We start from the raw sequence: 17,080 nt of genomic DNA, 5'->3' as shown, positions 1-17,080 counted from the left end.
GCGTAGCCCTAGTGTCTTCGATAGAGCTGGGGCTCGTGGTCAGCGGCGCCACAATATCGTCGATACCGGTCCAGATATACAGACAGGCGGAGCGATACGCCCAGGAGGAGCAGATGGTGGCCGTCAGAGACGCGGCCGACCCAGACGTAGTGGTCGTCGGGTTCCTCCGCAGAGTCACCAAGCTGGAGCCGATAGTCAGAGATAGGGTCAGGACGCCTTATGTGGACAGGCCCGACATGCTGGACTACGGCGTCTTGTTGCCCTACACGACGGCCGTGGTGAAGCCGTACGTGGAGCTGGACCCCTCCGGAGGGCTCAGAGAGGTCGAGCACATACCCACCCCCGGCTCCAGAGTGTTTCTCCTCAAGGGAGGCCCTCCGGTGAGGGTTCCGCCCGAAAGGGCGGCGGTGGTGGGGGCCCACAAATATTCGGGCTGGGAGGTGCCGCTGGATTTGGCCTACCTATCGCACCACGTGGGGGTGTTCGGGGCCACCGGCATGGGCAAGTCCAGGCTTATCAGGGCCCTTCTGGGCGAGGTGGCGAGGAGAGACGTCAGAGTTGTGGTGTTCGACCACACAGGCGTCGACTACGCCCCCTACTACGACAACGTCGTTAGGTCCTCGGAGATAAGGATACCGCCCAACGTCCTGGCGTCTGTCATAGCCAAGCTCGCCGAGCTTCCCTGGCAGAGCTACGGGGAATATATCGAGATAGCCACCATGACCTTCGAGGGCCAGTGGAGCAAGGACGCCTATCTGGCCCACGTAAGGAGGACCATGAAGAGGCTCAACGCCCGCGACACGACCACCGAGAGGGTCGAGCTCTTCATCAAGCAGCTGGTAGACCCCGACTTCTTCGCCGCGTTGAACAAGAGGGTGAAGTCCCCGGCCGACGTCCTGAACTCCCGGCCCTATCCAGTCGTCGTGGATCTCAGCTACGACACAGACCTCGCGGTCAAGCAGGCGATAGTGGCCTCGATAATAGAGGAGGCGTGGGCCGAGGTGAGGAAGGCCAGAGAGCCTAGGCCGACAGTCTTCGTCATAGACGAGGCCCAGAACTACGCGCCCTCCGGCTGGGCCATATCGAAAGACCCCATAGAGACCACCGCCAGAGAGGGGCGGAAGTGGGGCCTCTCGGTAATACTGGCGAGCCAACGGATAGCGGGCGATATAGACCCCTCGATAAGGGCGAATCTGGGGACCGTCTTCTTCAGCAGATTGACCGCGCCGACAGATCTGAGGGAGATCTCGGCCTATTTAGACCTAGCGGACGTGAGCGAAGGCGTCTTGACCCAGCTACAGCCCAGGGAGTTCTTCGTCACGGGCCTCATGAACCCGTTGAGGAAGCCCATACTGTTGAGGATAAGGGAGGTCTAGGGCACGCGCTCACATAAGACTAGCTACAACATAGGAAAAAGGAATATATAGTTATAGATTTGCTACTTTAATTGAGTTATTAATTTGTTTTCTCTTTCTTCTCCTCCTTCTTTACTTTACTCGGAGGCGTGCACATGTATGCACAATCGAGTCTATATATTAAATTTTTCGCAAAGTGCTATTTTTGCACACACAATATTTTTAAGGGAGACGCGAGTGCGGGGGCATGCCGGGGTGCTCGAGTGTCTGCCCCACCTCGAGAAGTTCATCAGAGAGGGACGCTACGTAGCCGACGGGGCGTCTGCAAGCTGCTTCTCGGCGCTGTTCCTCAGAGAGGTGAAAGCAGGCGAGACGTTGAGGGTCGAGGACCTCTACCCCCAGCCCGACGCCCGCCGCGTCTACGACAGACCTCTGGATCTGTTGTTGGGCGGCTGGCCTACGCCTCTGTTGAAGGTCGGGGAGGCCCCCAGGGAGGCGTGGGCAAAGCTCGAGTGGTACAACCCCTTCAGCAGAAGCATCAAGGACAGGACGACCTACGCCCTGGTGAGGTCCGTCGAGGGGGATAGGCTGGTTGAGGTTTCCAGCGGCAACGTCGCCATCGCGCTCGGCGTCTTGGGAATTCTCCTCGGGAAGAAGGTCAAGATATACCTCCCCTCTGCCGCGAAGTACGTGGAGCCCGTGCTGGACGTCTTGGGGGTCGAACACGAGGTGCTGGACGTCACGATGACCATAGAAGCCCTCGAGCACATAAAAGGCGACGTCGCAAAGGGCGCAGTCCACACCAACCAGTTCGAGAACGACGCCAACTTCTTCATGCATATACGGACCGCCGTCGAGATAGACTGGCAGCTCTCGTCGAGGGGGATCAAGCCGAGCTACGTCATAGCGGGCGCCGGCACGTCGGGCCACTCGGCGGCTCTGGGCTTCTACTTCGGCGCCAAGTACGGCGCCAGGCTCGTAGCGGTCCAGCCCAGCGACTGGATACCCGGCTTGAGGAGGACCGAGAGCGGCATGAAGTGGATAAAGTACGTCCCGGCAGAGGTCGTGGACGTCTCTTTCGAGCAAGCGCTGGAGGGGATCAAGACGCTGGCCAGAAGATACGGCCTCCTCGCAGGCCTGAGCTCCGGCGCCGTCTACTTCGAATACCTACGGCGTAGGTCCGAGGGCGTCTACCTGATGGTGTTTCCAGACGATATATACAAATACCTAGATCTATTGAAATATAAATAAAAGGATTTACGCTAAAGCCCGCCAGTGCACAGCTCGTATATAGTCAAGACCTCTGTCCTCGTCCGGGCATACTGCCACAGCTCCATGTCGTACGTCACCAGCGGCACGCCTAAGGTCGAGGAGGCGGCGACGAGCGATTCGTCCACGAGGCCCAGCCTGCCGGGAAACAAGCCGGCTTTAGGCACGTGGATCTCTTCCAGATCTCCCGACGAGTTGAGCTGGAGGACGGCGGCTCTGGCTGCGACTGCGGCGTACGGCCACCGCCTGGACACCAGCCCCTCAAGGGCCTCGGCCAACGCCGAGGGCGTCGTGTAGACTTTTGCGTAGCTTACGGCTATCAGAGCGCAGAGCCAGAGATCCTCGCCGACGCCCGCATCTCTGCCGAGCTCCACCGCTTGGCGCAACGCCCCTATCTGGTACAATACGCGCGCGGCGAGCAAGCCGGTGTCTACTACTGCGCCTCTCTGTAGTCGAGGATGCGGCATTTCTCGTCCACGGTCGCCACGGCCTTGATCTCCCTAGGCGGCACTCCCAACACTGCCGATATATAGACGAAGTATATCTCCACCTTCCAGACGCCGCCGTCCTTCTCGGCCTTCACGACCCTGAAATTCGGCGGCAGGAATCCCACCATCTGCTGGATGTATGTCTTCAGCCTTAAGGTCACCGCCGCGACGTCGACGCACTCTCCCTCGACAAGTTGCACGTAGGGCGATCCACGCCATAATTTAACGTTTCTACCACAAAGGCGGCTGAGCCTCTACAGCCGGTACGCGAAGAGGATGTATTTGCCGTAGAGCTTGGCGAACCCCTCAGGCCTTAGAGCGGTCACGTCCCCCTGCGAGCCGACCTTGGCCGAGCCGAAGGAGAAACGGCCGACGTAGAGGCCGTCCCCCACACAGGGCCTGGCCCTCTCGAGCAACAGCCCGGCGGTGGCCCGCACGCAGATCCAAGGATCGTCGGGGAGGCACGCGAAGCCGCCGGTGCGGCCCAAGGCCTCTTCGAGGGCCTCCTCGGCCTCCCGGCCCTCTAGACACCTCGACGGCTCCGCGCGTTCGGGGACGCCGCCCCACAGCTCCAGGACCGGCTCGAAGCCGACTTTCTGGACGAGCGATATGCTCGGCTTATTCCACTCGGCCACAATAAGGGTGGCCAACGAGGCGCCCGCGCCTCTCGCCTCGTCTATTAGGTGCTCTGTGACGGCCTTGCCGACGCCTCTGCGTCTGTACTCCGGGCGGACTCTCAGCCCCTGGAAATAGGCCGTGTCGCCTACGACCAGCATGCGGGCGGCGGCGACCACGACCCCGTCGAGCTCGGCGACGTACGCCGTGCCGTCGGCCACCCATCCGGGGAACTCCCTGTGGACGTAGTCGCCCCACTCCCACGTGTTCCTCGTGAACTCCGCTACGGCCGGGACGTCCTCCGGCCGGGCCTTGCGCACGATCATCTCTCGAGCAGGAGGACGAATACGTCGCCCTCCTCGGCGCCCAGTATCTTCACGTCGTTGAGAGCGGCGAGCCTCCTGAGCATTAAATAACAGGTGTAGTCGTCTGTCACCACCCTGAACTGGCTTCCCTGCGGGGCGGCCGCCAGCCTCGCCGCCACCTCCTTAAGGGGGTCGGGACACGCCTTGCCCCTCACGTCTATCTCCTCCATGCGCTAGAAGACGACTACGCTATTTACGTTTTCAAGGAAGCTGAACATGGACCCCACCCCGTCGGCCAGCCAGAACTCGGAGACGCCGTAGGCCTTGGCCACCGTCTCGCATATGTAGATCTTAACCTCGCCGAGCTCCTTGGCGTCGGCCAATATCCTCCGCCAGTCCATCGACTCGGGCAGGTCCGGCCCGGCGTAGCCTTGTCTGGAGAAGGCCTTGACGGCCCTCCCCGTGACGAAGACCGCGACAGGCTCGCCGCGCGCCACCAGCGTGGCCACGTACGTCGCGAAGGCGTAGAGCCTCTCGGGCTCGTCGGCCTCCAATATCACCCCCTGCACGGATCTTCCCAGATATGGGGAGAAAAACAGCGCGGTCAGTGCAACATTTGCCCTATCTTGCTGAAGGCGTACCAGAACGGGTCCTCGCGCGGGTGGGCTATGGGCTCCGCGGCGCCGCCCCTCCTCCTCAAGACCACGCCGGGACCGCCGGCCTTAACCTCCCCGATCACGCCGGCCTCTATCCCCTCCTTCCTGAGCGCCTCGACCACCTCCTCGCCTCTGTCCGTCGCTATTATCAAGGTGCCCTCCGATATGGAGCTCCAGGGGTCTATGCCCACGGCCTTGGTCAGCTCGGCGACTGCCCTCTTGACGAACAGCCGCTCCTCGTACACCTCTATCTTGACGCCGCTCGCCTCGGCGATCTCCACCAAGGCGCCCCAGACGCCTCCCTCGGTGGCGTCGTGCATGGCGTGGACGCCGATCCTCGACGCTATGAGGCCGTCGCGCCAGCAGGACATCTGCCAGTAGAGGTCGTACGCCTCCTGGAACACGTCGGGGGCCAGCCTGGCCTTGAAGTAGTCGGGGTAGAAGTTGGCGAGCAGGGCGGTGGCCTCTATAGCCGGCCCCTTGGTCATCACTATCTGGTCGCCGGGCTTAGCCCCCCTCGTCGTGACCAGCCTCTCCTTGGGCCCTATGCCGAACATCGTGAAGCCGCCGAGCATGGGGTAGTCGGTGCCCTCGTACCGGCCCGTATGGCCAGCGACAACCGACACGCCGATCTCCGCCATGGCCTCGTGGAGGCCCTCCCACATCTCGGCGAACTGCTCGTCCGTCATGGACACGGGCAAGTTGAGGTCTATGGCGGCGTACTGCGGCGGGATCCCCGACGTCATCACGTCGCTGGCGAGGATATGCACCGCGAACCACGCCGCCTTCTTGAAGCCGAACTGGGGCACTATGAACACGGGGTCTGTCTTGACGACTAAAACCCGCCCGTCGCCTAGATCTATCGCCCCCACGTCGACTCCGTGTTGCGGCGGGACCAACACGTCGGGCCTCTTGGCGCCCAGCCTGGGGTATATAACCGAGTCGAAGACGTCGCGCGTTATCTTGCCCAGCTTCATAAGCCACAAATCCGGATTCCATATATAACTTTTGAAATGAGCCGGTCGAGCCCGTTGCGGGGAAGATTTTTATAGATGGAGACGCCCAGCGACCATGAAGGTCCTCGCGGTAGCCGTAATAGCGGCCGCCGTCGTCGTCCTCGGCGGCGTCTTGGCGTACTTCCTCGTGTTGCGGGGCGGATCGGGCCAGCCGCAGAGCTCCGGCATAGCCTACTTCTGCGCGGGCTTCTCGCCGGCGCCTTTCCAGGCGATACAGCTGGCGGAGTCGGGCCAGCTCCAGAGCACCGTGACCTACCAAGGCCAGCCCATGTGCGTCGGCGCCAAGCTGTCACGCCAGCAACTGCAGTACCTCAAGAACTTGACGTCGACGTCCCTACTGGTCGGGTCTAAGGACGCGAAGGTGGTAGTCATAGAGTACCTCGACCCGACATGCCCATACTGCGCCTTGTTCGACGCCCAGTACGGCGCTCTCCTCAATCAGTACATCCAGAACGGCACGGTCCTCTACGCCGTGCGCTACTTCCCGACGCACGTGATCGGCTATTTGCAACAGGGGCCGCCCCAAGCGTTCGCCGCCGGCGTTGAGGCATGGCTGGCGCTCCCCTGCATATACAACAAGGCGGGAAGCACAGCGTTTCTAGACGCTCTGCATACGATATACGGAATAGCGGCGATGTACATAGCCAACTACCTCCAGACAGGCAACGCCACGGCGCTGAACGTATACCCTCTGGCCGAGCTCTCCTACATCAATTCCCAATATCCGCAGTGCGTCGTGAACGCGTCGGGCTCGCAACTGGTCGACATAGTGCAGAGCGCCGACAACGCGGTGGCGGCAGAGGCCAAGGCTTTAGGCATACCCAGCGACATGCTGGGCACCCCGCTCTTCGTCATATACAGTAGCTGATTTTTCAATAGGTTGAAAAATATATAAGCGCGTAGCCGCAGGCGGCCGTGTCGGTGCTGAGGAGGCTGTACCTATACTCCGCCCTCCAGAACTTCGCCAACTCGCTCTACAGCCCCTTCGTGAGCTTCGTGGCTGCCTCGACCGGCGTGCCGCCTCTGTTGCTCGGCGTCGTCTCGTCGGCGGGCACGGTCTTCAACAACATATCGGCGTTTCTCGCCTCGTTTAGGAGGTGGCGGCCGCTCAAGCTCATATTATTCGCCAACGCCGCGTCGGCCGTTGCCTTGGTCCTCATGGCGGCGTTCGCCGAGGTGCACGCGGCCTATACGGCCATGTACGCTGTGGTTACCGCATCTCTGGGGATCTCGGGCTACGGCTGGTCCCTCATCATGGAGCAGTACAGCAGGGAGAGGAGGGGGATATCTCTCGCCGAGTTCTCCTTCTACTCCACCCTCGGCGGCCTCGTGGCCACGTTGATAACCGGCTTCTTGATACGCGACGACCCCCTGGCGATTAGGCTGGCCCTCTACGCGGCGGCGGCCTTGACCGCGGCCAACACGGCCCAGCTCTACAAGCTGGGCATAGACTACTCGGAGGGGCCCCGCGCCCCGCGAGGCGGCGTCGGCAGAAGGCTGTTGAAGTTCTACGCTGAGAACTTCGTCTTCATGGTGACTTGGTCCTTCGCGTGGCCTCTCTTCCCGCTGGCGCAGGTATACGTATTCCACATGACCGGCCTCCAGGTGGCCATAGTCCAGATAATTACTGTGGCCTCCAACTTGGCCTTCCAGAGAGCCATGGGCCGTTTCGTGGACAGACACATGCGGCTTTCCCTATTCCTAGGCAGGGCCACCTTCATGATATGGCCCCTCGTCTACGGAGTCGCCACAAACGTCTACCAGATATACGCGGCCTATCTGTTCTACGGCTTCGGGGGCTCCATATCCAACATAGCCTATTTCGCCTACGTGGTGGACAACGCCGAGGACAGGAGGAGGGCCATAGGCTACTTCAACTTGGTCAACGCGCTGGGGGCCGCCGCCGGGGCCGAGCTGTCCAGCGCGGTGTTGGCCTACATGGGCAACTACAACGAGGAGCTGATAAGGAGGATGTTGGTGGGCACCGCCTTCGCGAGGCTGGGCTCCTCCCTCCTCTTCCTCCTCTAGGAGGGGGCTTGGGCAGCCGCCGCGGCCCTCCCGACGAGGCCCGACTCCGCGACCGCCCTCGCCGCCTCCAAATACTCCTCCTCGTCTGGCAGATCCCCGCACACGAGGCAACAGACCCCCGACGCGACGACGCCGCCGTATATCTGGCAGACCTCCGGCTCCAGCCCCTGCCTCAACGGCGCCGCGAGGCAACACTCGACTCCGCTGACCTTCTGCCTCTGGGCCGATATAGTGGACGCAAGCCTGTAGGCCTCCAGGAGGAGCGACACGGCATCGCCTCCGCCCGACGAGAGCTTGCCCAAAAGATCGGCGCAGTACCAACAGTTGCCTATCAGATAGGCCCTAGCCAGAAGCCTCAACACGGCGACGACCTTATCCATAGGCCGCCCTCAGCAGAGACGTCATGAACATATTGACGGCGGGGGCGTAGGGGAGCCCGATCGATCTTGCCACCGGCCTCCCGTCTACGTAGCCCACAAGGCTTGGGACCCCGGCGATGCCGAGCTGCTTCACGTGGGCGAGGACCGACTCGGAGTACGCCTTTATGCAACAGATGCCCTTGTAGCTTCTGCATATGGACCTCAACATGCGCTCGAAGTTTATACACACGGCGCATTGTCGTCCGCTGAAGAAGACCACGGCCAGCCTACATCTGGCCAACGCCTCGTCCAGCGCTTGGTCGTCTGCTACGAGGATGAACTCCACCGGCCCCTAGAACGCGCGGCTATATAATATTTAAGCGGGGCCCCACGCCTCCCCGTGAGCCGATCGGCGGCGCTCGCCGTGATGTCGCTGGCCCTAATAGCCGTGGTGGCCGCCCGTTGGCTGGACGCCCCGGCGGCCTCCGTCGTCGGCATAGTCGACGCGGGGACCTGCGGCGGCGCGTCCTACAGCTACACGGCCGAAGGCGTAATGGGGCTCGCCTACATAGAGCGGGCCGACTTCTACTCCGTCGGCGGCGGGGCGATAGTCAACGCCGTCTCGATCCAGCTCAACGCCTTCGTGGAGTCGCCGGAGGCCGTCTACTGGGTCCAGAACGTCGCGTTGATAGCGAAGGCGGACGGCGGCTACCGGATAACGGTGGCCGACTACGTCTTCAACGTAAGCGACTACGGGTCGATGGAGGCTAGAGGAGGCGGGAACGTAGTGAGGTACACGGCCGGCGGGCGCGCGGTCTCCTTCTACCAGAGCTCGTTGACGGTGGGGGATCTAGGCCTCCCCGCGTCCATCGGCCTCATGATAGCGGTCAACGGGTCCTCGATCTACTTCTACTACTCCACGGGCGGGGGCTGGCGGCTCTACGACTCGGTGGAGCTCCCGGGCGGAGGGCTCGGCATACGCGTGGGGCCCGGGGAGGAGCTCGAGTGGGTGGTCGCAGGTCCGCGGGAGGGCTATACGGCCCGGATAACCGAGTGGAGCGGCTGGATGCGGCTCCTCTACGAGCGCGGCGGCCGCTGGTACGCCCCTCCGTGCGCCTACTCCGGCTCCGCGAACCCCGTCACCGCCGAGAGGACAAGCGCGGCGGAGGGCCTCGCGGAGTACGCCTACGGCGACACGGTAGTGCAGACGGCGGGCAGATCGGCCGTGTATCTGCTCTGGCGCCCGGAGATCTCGGTGGTCTGGACGGCGCAGGGCCCCGCCGTGCTGCTGACGCCGCCCGACGGCGACTGGGCCCTGTTCGTCAACGGGACGCGCCTCGGATACGCCCCGGCCGTCCTGGGGCCCGGCTCCTACAATATCACGGCCGTTCTGTACGCGGGGAGCTCGCCGGTCTATCGCCGTTATATCTACGTATCCTCGCCGTCGCGACCTTGAGCGCGAAGTAGAGCGCCGTGGCTGTCGAGAATATGGCGAGGGCGGCCAGGACTATGCCCAGAAGCCCTCCGAGCGCCACGGCGGACGCCGCGCCCACCATAGCCCCCAGCGCCATCCCCACGCCCAGGACGACGCTGTAGAGGCCCATGGCGGTGCCCCTCATGGTTATGAGCGCCCTATCGCCGACTATCGCCAGGACGGAAGGCGCTATGGCGGAGGCCAGGAAGACCAGAGGGGAGGCCAGAGCAACCGCCAACAGCGGCGGGAGCCCCACGCCGAGGAGGAGCGCTAGCATCGCGAGCGCCGACATGACGCCGGCTATGCCCAGATTCAGCGTCCTCTCCCTGCCCCATCTGTCCGAGAGGCGCCCGAAGAGCACAGCGCCCAGGCCCACGACGATAAGCGCGCCGGAGAGCAAGAGGCCCGACTCGACGTGCGCGAGCCTGGACGAGGCCGAGAGGGCGTTAGCTATAGCCCGGCCGGAGTATATGCCCATGCCTATGAACGTCGTCAGCGCGAACCAGAGAGGTATGGCCGGCCAAGTGGTCGGCGGAAGGCCCTTGAAGGGGTTGAGCGGTATGGAGAGTCCCTTGACGGGGGCGGTCTCGGCCATGGCCAACACGAACGGCGTCAGGACTGCAGTGAAGGCGGCCAGCACGGCGAAAGAGCCGGCGCCGCCGAGCGTCTGGAAGAGGGCCGCGCCTATCACGTAGCCCACGGCGTAGCCGCCGAGGTTAGCCAGCTCGAAGGCCCCCATGCCGAGGCCTCTATTGCCCGCGTCGGTCAGGTCCGTGACCATGGCGAGGGACGACACCAGGATGAAGGCGGTGAAGAAGCCCGACGCGGCGTTGAGCGCCCCCACCGCGAGGGGGCCAGCTCCCCAGACCAAGGCGGGGTACATGAGGGCCGTGGCGGCGAGCCTGGCGAGGTAGCCCAGAATCATGGCGGGCCGCCGGCCGAACCTATCCGCGTACCGGCCCGCCGCAAAGGAGCCGAGGGCCTCCAGCAGGGGATATACGGCGAGGATGGCGCCGACCGCCAGCTCCTGGCCGGGGAATAGGAAGGAGGTCACGGCGGCGCCCGCGCCGGAGCCTACGCGCGCCACGAGGACGGGGAGATAGGTCGCCGAGAGCCTCCTCATGGGCCTTGATGGTCCGGCATTAAAAAGCTTTGTAGATGAAAGCCGACTAGAAACGCTCCGCTATGGCCTCCAGGGCGGCGCCTACGTCGGCTTTGTAGCCCAGATCGGCAAGCGCTCTGCCCAGAGCCGAGAAGGCCAGCGCGAGGTGGGCGTAGGAGGCCTGGACGCCCATGTGGCCTATTCTGAGCACAGAGTCCTCCAGTTTGCCCCAGCTCCCGGCTATCATCACGCCGTATTTCTCCCAGGCGATTTTCCTGACGTCGGCCGGCCTTATGCCCGGAGGCGGCGCGAACGCCGTGACGGTGGGGCAGGTGCAGGAGACGTCGGCGGTGTACGGCTGGAGCCCCATGGCCTCAAGGGCGGCCCTCGCGGCCCTCCTCGCGGCCTCGTGCCTGGCGTAGACAGAGTCGAGGCCCTCCTCGAATATCATCTTGAGGCCCTCGTCGAGGGCGTAGAGCAACACGTCGGAGAACGTGTAGGGGAATACCCCCCGCCCGTCCAGCATCTCCTTCCACAACATGGGGTTGAGGTAGAAGGAGCCGCGGCCCACCGCCTTGAACCTCTCCCAAGCCCTCTCGCTGGCGGCGAATATGGTCAAGCCCGTGGGCACGTTCAAGGCCTTCTGGCTGCCTCCGATCAAGACGTCTATCCCCCAGTCGTCGAACTTTATCTCGGTAGCCCCCACGGCGGAGACCGAGTCGACGACGAGGAGCGGGCCGAAGGACCTCACGACCTTCCCCAGCTCCCTCAAGTCGTTCAGGAGAGCCGACGGCGTGTCGCAGTGGACCAGCGTGACCACCTCCACGTCCTTGTGCAGCTCCAGCGCCCTCTCCACCGCGTGGAGGTCGGCCGACCTCCGCCAGTCGAGGCCGAGGGTCACCGGCCGCCCGCCGTAGAGCTTGACCAAGTCTGCGAAGCCCTCGCCGAAGACCCCGTTGTCTATGACCAAGACCTTGGTGCCCTCCCTCACCGTGTTGGCCACGGCCGCGTCGAGCCCCAGCATGGCCTCGCCCACCCAGATGTACAGATCGCCCTTCTCGGCGCCGACGAGTCTCTTGAGCCTAGCCCTCACCGAGTTGTAGAGGTCCAGGAAGCCGGGGTCCAGATCGGGGTTCGTGGTCTCCCTGATCAATGCCGCCCTCACCCTGTGGGGTATCTCAGTGGGGCCAGGCGTCAGTATAAACCTGTCGGTGTACCGCCGCATGTAGCCCCCCGGGGCACCGCTATATATTCTATCCGCCCGTGTAATAAGCCATATAGGGCCGATCCCCAGTAACGACATATGTTGGCGCAGAGGAGGCGGGAGCGGCTGGACTGCGAGGTGGCCGACTGGGAGAGGTTCTCCGCGCTTCCGGAGGACGTTCAGAGGAGGGTCCTCGAGGCGCTGGGCTGTCCCTGCGTCGACGCCTCCACCCGCCTCCTGCTCGTCAGACTGGAGAGGATGGGCATATTGAAGTGCCTATGATGTCGCTCCTCGACGCCCTCTCCATATTGAGGAGGTTCAGAGGCTATTTGGCCGGCGCGGGCGGGATAGGCGATATGGTCAACGCCCTCCGCTGGAGCGTCTGGTACGCCTTGAAGTGGTGGCTCGACGCGAAGGCGGCCGGCGCGACGGACTTGCCAGTCGCCAGAGCTCTGTACAGATCCCTGCTCCACCACGGCTATGTAGACGAGGAGGGCAGGCCGGCGAAGAGGGTCGAGCAGCCCAAGAGGCCGAGGGGGCCCTACGCGCAGGAGTGGCTCGCCCTGCACGAGGCCTTCGACAGAGCCTTCCCGAAAATCCTCAGAGGCGATGCCGAGGCGGCCGCGCTGATCCTCGAGTCCATGCAGGCGCAGGGGTGGTACAAGCTGTGGAGAGACGACTTCTTAGAGGCCGCCGGCTTCGAGGGGAGGAGAGTCCTCGAGGCCCCGCTCCGCGGCCACAACGCCGTCGATATATACGCCAAATACGCCCCCGAGCTCTACGCGGGCTACGCCGAGAGCGATGAGGCGGCTGAGGCGCTCTTGGAGGCGGCGCCCGGCGTCAGCGTCGGGCAGTGCCCCGGCTCCGGCATATGCGTCTTCCTGGCCTCATCGGCGTGCGAGGTCGCCGAGGCGCTGGGCCGGCTCTCGGTCAGGGAAGTCCTCCTCTTCAACTCGCTCCACTGGATGCCCGACCCGGCCAAGGAAGTCGCGTGTCTGAAGAAGGCGGCTCCCGGCGCCCTCTTCTACGTCGGCCAGCCCGTCGTCGAGACTATGCCCGGCTTCCTAGCCATAAACACGGCCGCGGGCGCGCTCCACGTCTTCTCGCGCGGCGAGGTGGAGGCCCTCCTAGAGGCGGCGGGCCTCAGAAGGAGGAAGCTGTTGCTGAGAGAGATGCCGTTCTACGCCGCCGTCTGGTCCTCCTAGCCCGCCGCTACGGGCGCGAGAGCCTCTCCAGCGCGTGCTCCGCCCCCTTCCGGAAGTGGGACGACACCCAAGGCTTCAGGGGGACAAACAGCGGGCTCAGCACGATGTCCCAATCGCTCGCCAAGACGCCGCCGGCGACGGAGTTCCTCACAACGCCGGTGAACGGGCCTCTGATGTAGTTCAGCAAGACCTCCCGCCTGGCCTCGTCGACAGCCGCCTCGGCGTACCCCGTGTTGAGGGGGCCGGGGAAGGCGAACGTTATCCTCAGGGAATAAATGCCCGAACTGACGCCGAGCACCTCCACCCGCCTGTGGCCGCCCCAGTACTTAGGCATATCCTCCAGCCTAGAAAGCCGGCGCCAGACGCCCTCCACGTCGTCAACGCGCCGCTCCACCCTAAACTTTATAGACCCGATCACGTGGGGCGTGCAGGCCGGCGTTAAAATACTTACCGCCGCTCGGCCGGCCCGCGGCCGAGCCCCCCACCTCGCGCCGTCTTCGCAATGATAGGTCGCAAACGAGAAAACCGCAGGTCCTCACTATTTTTAAGCTGCTAAGGCCGATTTCATATGGGGCGTGATTCTGCAGACTGCGCAAGGTACGACCCTAGGAGCCTGCTTACATATAACAAACTCGGCGACGATAGACTCTTCTCGTTATTCGGCAAAGTTATAAAGTACGTACTCAGTTTCGACTCTCTGAAAAAGGTTCAAGTTGTAAGCACAGTAGATTTGGTGGTAGAGAGCATGGGGCTGGGGAAAGACTTCTACGGAGATCTCCGCGCGTTGATATACAACGACCTACGCCGTCTAGGCGTAATCACAATAGGCAAGGGATGTGACTGGCACAGAGACGTAGCGGCCAGCCCAACTCCGCTCGGCGAGTACATCAAGAGGTGCCTCGACGGTGTGAAGGAAAAACTACTAGGCGCCCTCCCCATTGCCTTGTGCTACGTAAAGAAGTGGGAGATTAGGGAAGACGAGGCAGGTTTCTGCGCAACTATCTCCAGAGGCGAACTAGGAGAATATACCGAGCTCGTAAAGAGAGCCGTAGACATCTTCATCAAGGAGGTGCCGCCAACATGCATTACTTACGGCTCGCATATAGCAAAGGCAATCGCCCTCCTCACCTCCTCCTCAACGTAGCCAGCCCCCATCTTCTCATAGTCGTCAGGGTTAACCCCCGCGTAGTACACGCTGGCCTCGACGCCGTCGCCGATCTTGGCGGTCAGAGGCCCCGTTAAGTCCTCAGGCCTGGACAGAGACACCAGCACGGCCTTAAGACGGCGGTTTCTCGCCACGTCCGCTAGATACGCCACCAACCTAAGCGAGTCGGGTAGAGGAAGACGCCCACTCTTCAAAAACCTGTACTTAGCCTCAACCACGGCAATTGACCCAGCCGCCTCGACTGCCGTATCGGGCCGAGGCCTTCTACGAGACAGCCTTCTAACCAGCCGCGAGCTAGGCGCAACGTTGAAGTAAAGCCGTGCAAATGCTTTACAAGACGCGCCGTCCACCGACGACGCCGCCCCCTCGATACACATGCCGCCTGCGATCCCCTTACCCTCTCCACAAGCCCTAAACCCCCTGAGCCTCTCCACAAACAGCGAGTAGACATAAAGCTCGTAGAGCTTAGTGCTGGGGATCATGACGTACCTCCCCACGCCCTCAGCCTCGCGGCCCCACAGAGAGCTCGCCACCGCCCTAGCCGCGAGGTGCCAGTAAGGACCCAGCTCTTCCCCATCAACCCAGCCGGTCAAGTCGCCGAGCTCCTCGAGCACAGCAGCCGCCCCTCGCTCCAACGCCGACAGATACGCCTCAACAATCCCCTTAACATCCCCCGGGAGATCCTCCGCCAAACCTCTCGCCCCCTCTACAGCCTCCACGACCCTCCTCAATGCCAACACCACGGAATTAGCCAACGCGGCGTTTCTCACTCTCTGCTTCCTAAACGCGTAGAACCCGCCCTCGTCAATCCCCACAGACCCCCCAGCACCAACTACCCGCCTAGTCAAAAACTTAGGCTCCCTAGAGGCCAAGAGGTAGGCCTCGTATAGACGTCGCACCGCGTCGACGTACACAGCCAGCCTGGGCACGGAGGCGTAGAGCCCAGCCGCCGCCGGGAACAGCCAAGCCAAGCCGCCGAGAACACTACCCACCTTTTCAATCATAGCGCCGTATCTCTTCACCCTAGGACGGACCACAACCCTCACCAAGCCCCCACCGTCCACCGCAACGTCGAAAACCCCCACCCAGAACCCCCCAAAGACCTCGGATCCCCGGACATCGGGACGGGGAGTGTCCACCCTAATTCCTCCAGGCAACCTCCCATACTCCCCCAAAGCCGCCCTGAGATCCAACACAACACGTCTCAAAACACCCTCCGACAGGCCGCACTCCCTAGCCTTTTTACTAAGCGAGAAGACCTCCCCCTCCCTCCACTCACACCTCAACGGGGAGCTCATGGAGAAGGCCCTCCATTACACGACTAGAAAGCGAACGCTCCCCTAACCACCCACTTATCTTCGCCTGCATATCCCGCACCTCGTTGACCTCCCTAGGCTGTCTCGCCGACAGCACGGCCTTCTGCCGAACCCTCGGCGCCACCGCGGCGAAGTGGGGCAAAACAAGCGACGAGACGACGTAGTCCACAAACACCTCGTCGCTCAGCTTCAGAGAGGTGGGAGCCGCCGTACGCACCGCAACCGCTCTCAATACGTCCAGCACCATCGAGGGCCCAACCTCAAGCCCCAGCCTGTCAGCCGCCCCCAGCGCCCACTCGAGAATCCCCAACAACCCCAGCCTCTCTGCCTCACTCAACAATTCCTCCACCCCCGGCAAACCCAGCACGACAAGGGTGGCCAAGTCCTCCTCTAACACACCCCTCATAGCAAGGTAGCGGAGAGCCCGCTCCGCATAGGGCCTAAACAAATCCCGCTTTGCGTTAGGAAGGCTATTCAGCTGCGGCTCTAGACGAATATGGGGCGGAGTCATATATACATAGGCAAACCGCCTCAACAACGCGAAACTCAGCCTAAATAACTGTCCCCTATCGACCACGTTCATTGTAGCAATCACCCTAAACGAAAGCGGAATGTACGGAGGATCTACTAAGCCGTCGAAAACCTTGACACGGGTCCTATGCTCCACGTCCAACGCAGTGAATATGCGCCCAAGAGCCACGTCCACGTTAGCCCTGTTAATCTCGTCGAAAACAAAGTGGCAAGGCCCCGTGCCTCGGCGTATAGAATCCCAACTACGCGCGACAGCCCTTGCGAGGCTACCAAGCCTACGCTCCAGCCGGCCCCCCTCCAAAACAACATACTTAACCACCAAGTCGTCATAGGACAAATCCTCGCGGCCGACCTCGACCTCCGGCTCGCATGAAGTGAAAAACCCAGCCGCCCTCAACGCCAGCTCGGTCTTCCCCACCCCAGGCGCCCCAACCAGCAACACGTTTTTCCCAGCCAACATAAGCAAGGCGACAAACCTCTCCAGCTCCACACGCCCTTCGCTGACCTCGCCATCCCCACCACACCCCATCTCAATAATTCTGCGCCCATATTGTTCAGGCACCTCCTTAAGATAGTTCTGCGGAATCAACACCGGGTGCGCCACCCCCAATATCCTCAACACCTCTTCAAGTTTCAGAGGCTTTCTAAACTCGGTAAAACCACGTAGAGGGACAAAATAAAACTCGTCAAAGTTATCAAGCCACCTCTTATAGTATTCAAGATTTACACCGCTCAGAAGCCGCAAACCCTCCTGCTTACTAACTCTCCTCGCCGCTTCACTAACCCTCGACACGCCTACAAAAGCCTTCAACCCAGCCTCCTCAGTCAAATAGTGAATAACACAATCCCCAGGCCTAATATTCTTCATCGCACTCCAACGCGCATCAGCAGGGCTCCAGAGAAACTTACCAACATGATCCACCTCGCCAGCAGCTTCTACGTAAAAAGCCGCACAATCCTCAAAACCCCTACACATATCAGCCACGAATCAG

21 protein-coding genes are annotated in these 17,080 nt (G+C 62.3%); 8 read left to right on the top strand and 13 right to left on the bottom strand.

What is annotated here, in order from left to right; translation table 11 throughout:
* The first annotated feature begins 11 nt into the window (after window positions 1-11).
* Window positions 12-1,376, top strand: a complete 1,365-nt coding sequence (locus TUZN_RS05580; protein ID WP_013679976.1) for an ATP-binding protein — start codon at window positions 12-14, stop codon at window positions 1,374-1,376.
* 234 nt (window positions 1,377-1,610) lie between these two features.
* The gene (locus TUZN_RS05575) at window positions 1,611-2,606 is read left to right on the top strand and encodes a pyridoxal-phosphate dependent enzyme (protein ID WP_013679975.1); all 996 of its coding nucleotides are present in this window, start codon (window positions 1,611-1,613) and stop codon (window positions 2,604-2,606) included.
* 11 nt (window positions 2,607-2,617) lie between these two features.
* Here the strand turns inward: TUZN_RS05575 and TUZN_RS05570 are convergent, their stop codons facing one another.
* The 6 genes from TUZN_RS05570 to TUZN_RS05545 are packed head-to-tail and all read right to left on the bottom strand — an operon-like array spanning window position 2,618 to window position 5,665.
* Complete coding sequence (locus TUZN_RS05570; RefSeq protein WP_148678602.1) at window positions 2,618-3,091, bottom strand: PIN domain-containing protein; 474 nt, start codon at window positions 3,089-3,091, stop codon at window positions 2,618-2,620.
* Entirely contained in the window at window positions 3,058-3,312 is a 255-nt protein-coding gene (locus TUZN_RS05565; RefSeq protein WP_013679973.1) for a hypothetical protein, read from the bottom strand. Before TUZN_RS05565 ends, TUZN_RS05570 begins: the two co-directional genes overlap by 34 nt.
* A 54-nt stretch (window positions 3,313-3,366) precedes the next feature.
* On the bottom strand, window positions 3,367-4,053 hold the full coding sequence (locus tag TUZN_RS05560) for a GNAT family N-acetyltransferase (protein WP_013679972.1): 687 nt from the start codon (window positions 4,051-4,053) through the stop codon (window positions 3,367-3,369).
* Complete coding sequence (locus TUZN_RS05555) at window positions 4,050-4,262, bottom strand: sulfurtransferase TusA family protein (protein ID WP_013679971.1); 213 nt, start codon at window positions 4,260-4,262, stop codon at window positions 4,050-4,052. Before TUZN_RS05555 ends, TUZN_RS05560 begins: the two co-directional genes overlap by 4 nt.
* 3 nt (window positions 4,263-4,265) lie before the next feature.
* Entirely contained in the window at window positions 4,266-4,601 is a 336-nt protein-coding gene (locus TUZN_RS05550) for a DsrE family protein (protein ID WP_052886118.1), read from the bottom strand.
* Between the two features lie 35 nt (window positions 4,602-4,636).
* A complete protein-coding gene (locus TUZN_RS05545; protein WP_013679969.1) occupies window positions 4,637-5,665 on the bottom strand; it encodes an AIR synthase family protein in 1,029 nt (342 codons plus the stop codon).
* A gap of 94 nt (window positions 5,666-5,759) precedes the next feature.
* Between TUZN_RS05545 and TUZN_RS05540 the strand changes: the two genes are divergently transcribed.
* A complete protein-coding gene (locus tag TUZN_RS05540; RefSeq protein ID WP_013679968.1) occupies window positions 5,760-6,572 on the top strand; it encodes a thioredoxin domain-containing protein in 813 nt (270 codons plus the stop codon).
* Between the two features lie 47 nt (window positions 6,573-6,619).
* On the top strand, window positions 6,620-7,732 hold the full coding sequence (locus TUZN_RS05535) for an MFS transporter (RefSeq protein WP_013679967.1): 1,113 nt from the start codon (window positions 6,620-6,622) through the stop codon (window positions 7,730-7,732).
* Here the strand turns inward: TUZN_RS05535 and TUZN_RS05530 are convergent.
* Both TUZN_RS05530 and TUZN_RS05525 read right to left on the bottom strand, forming a co-directional pair.
* Window positions 7,729-8,112 (bottom strand): hypothetical protein, encoded by a 384-nt coding sequence (locus TUZN_RS05530; protein ID WP_013679966.1) that lies wholly within the window; start codon window positions 8,110-8,112, stop codon window positions 7,729-7,731. The two genes, TUZN_RS05535 and TUZN_RS05530, sit on opposite strands and share 4 nt — an antisense overlap.
* Window positions 8,105-8,437 carry a thioredoxin family protein gene (locus TUZN_RS05525; RefSeq protein WP_013679965.1) on the bottom strand — a complete coding sequence of 111 codons (333 nt, stop codon included), beginning with the start codon at window positions 8,435-8,437 and terminating at the stop codon, window positions 8,105-8,107. The genes TUZN_RS05530 and TUZN_RS05525 overlap by 8 nt, the downstream gene beginning before the upstream one ends.
* Before the next feature lie 54 nt (window positions 8,438-8,491).
* On the opposite strand from TUZN_RS05525, the gene TUZN_RS05520 reads away from it, so the two are divergent.
* A complete protein-coding gene (locus TUZN_RS05520) occupies window positions 8,492-9,547 on the top strand; it encodes a thermopsin family protease (RefSeq protein WP_052886117.1) in 1,056 nt (351 codons plus the stop codon).
* Here the strand turns inward: TUZN_RS05520 and TUZN_RS05515 are convergent.
* Both TUZN_RS05515 and TUZN_RS05510 read right to left on the bottom strand, forming a co-directional pair.
* Window positions 9,471-10,688, bottom strand: coding sequence for an MFS transporter (locus TUZN_RS05515; protein WP_013679964.1), 1,218 nt, complete (start codon window positions 10,686-10,688; stop codon window positions 9,471-9,473). The genes TUZN_RS05520 and TUZN_RS05515 overlap by 77 nt on opposite strands.
* A gap of 46 nt (window positions 10,689-10,734) precedes the next feature.
* Window positions 10,735-11,892 carry a pyridoxal-phosphate-dependent aminotransferase family protein gene (locus TUZN_RS05510; protein ID WP_052886116.1) on the bottom strand — a complete coding sequence of 386 codons (1,158 nt, stop codon included), beginning with the start codon at window positions 11,890-11,892 and terminating at the stop codon, window positions 10,735-10,737.
* 78 nt (window positions 11,893-11,970) lie between these two features.
* On the opposite strand from TUZN_RS05510, the gene TUZN_RS05505 reads away from it, so the two are divergent.
* Together TUZN_RS05505 and TUZN_RS05500 are read left to right on the top strand one after the other, a co-directional pair.
* Window positions 11,971-12,153 (top strand): hypothetical protein, encoded by a 183-nt coding sequence (locus TUZN_RS05505; protein ID WP_013679962.1) that lies wholly within the window; start codon window positions 11,971-11,973, stop codon window positions 12,151-12,153.
* Window positions 12,150-13,076 carry a hypothetical protein gene (locus tag TUZN_RS05500; protein ID WP_013679961.1) on the top strand — a complete coding sequence of 309 codons (927 nt, stop codon included), beginning with the start codon at window positions 12,150-12,152 and terminating at the stop codon, window positions 13,074-13,076. The genes TUZN_RS05505 and TUZN_RS05500 overlap by 4 nt, the downstream gene beginning before the upstream one ends.
* A gap of 7 nt (window positions 13,077-13,083) precedes the next feature.
* Here the strand turns inward: TUZN_RS05500 and TUZN_RS05495 are convergent, their stop codons facing one another.
* Window positions 13,084-13,494, bottom strand: a complete 411-nt coding sequence (locus tag TUZN_RS05495; RefSeq protein WP_013679960.1) for a hypothetical protein — start codon at window positions 13,492-13,494, stop codon at window positions 13,084-13,086.
* Between the two features lie 150 nt (window positions 13,495-13,644).
* Here TUZN_RS05495 and TUZN_RS05490 point away from each other — a divergent pair, with 150 nt between their 5' ends.
* Complete coding sequence (locus tag TUZN_RS05490) at window positions 13,645-14,220, top strand: hypothetical protein (protein WP_052886115.1); 576 nt, start codon at window positions 13,645-13,647, stop codon at window positions 14,218-14,220.
* On the opposite strand, the gene TUZN_RS05485 is transcribed toward TUZN_RS05490, so the two are convergent.
* Both TUZN_RS05485 and TUZN_RS05480 read right to left on the bottom strand, forming a co-directional pair.
* On the bottom strand, window positions 14,166-15,539 hold the full coding sequence (locus TUZN_RS05485) for a hypothetical protein (RefSeq protein ID WP_013679959.1): 1,374 nt from the start codon (window positions 15,537-15,539) through the stop codon (window positions 14,166-14,168). The two genes, TUZN_RS05490 and TUZN_RS05485, sit on opposite strands and share 55 nt — an antisense overlap.
* Entirely contained in the window at window positions 15,517-16,710 is a 1,194-nt protein-coding gene (locus TUZN_RS05480) for an AAA family ATPase (RefSeq protein ID WP_237698193.1), read from the bottom strand. Before TUZN_RS05480 ends, TUZN_RS05485 begins: the two co-directional genes overlap by 23 nt.
* Between the last annotated feature and the right edge of the window lie 370 nt (window positions 16,711-17,080).

The sequence above is a fragment of the Thermoproteus uzoniensis 768-20 genome (assembly GCF_000193375.1).
In the GTDB taxonomy this organism is placed as follows: Archaea; Thermoproteota; Thermoprotei; order Thermoproteales; family Thermoproteaceae; genus Thermoproteus; species Thermoproteus uzoniensis_A.
This window is presented reverse-complemented; position numbering and strand designations above follow the sequence as displayed.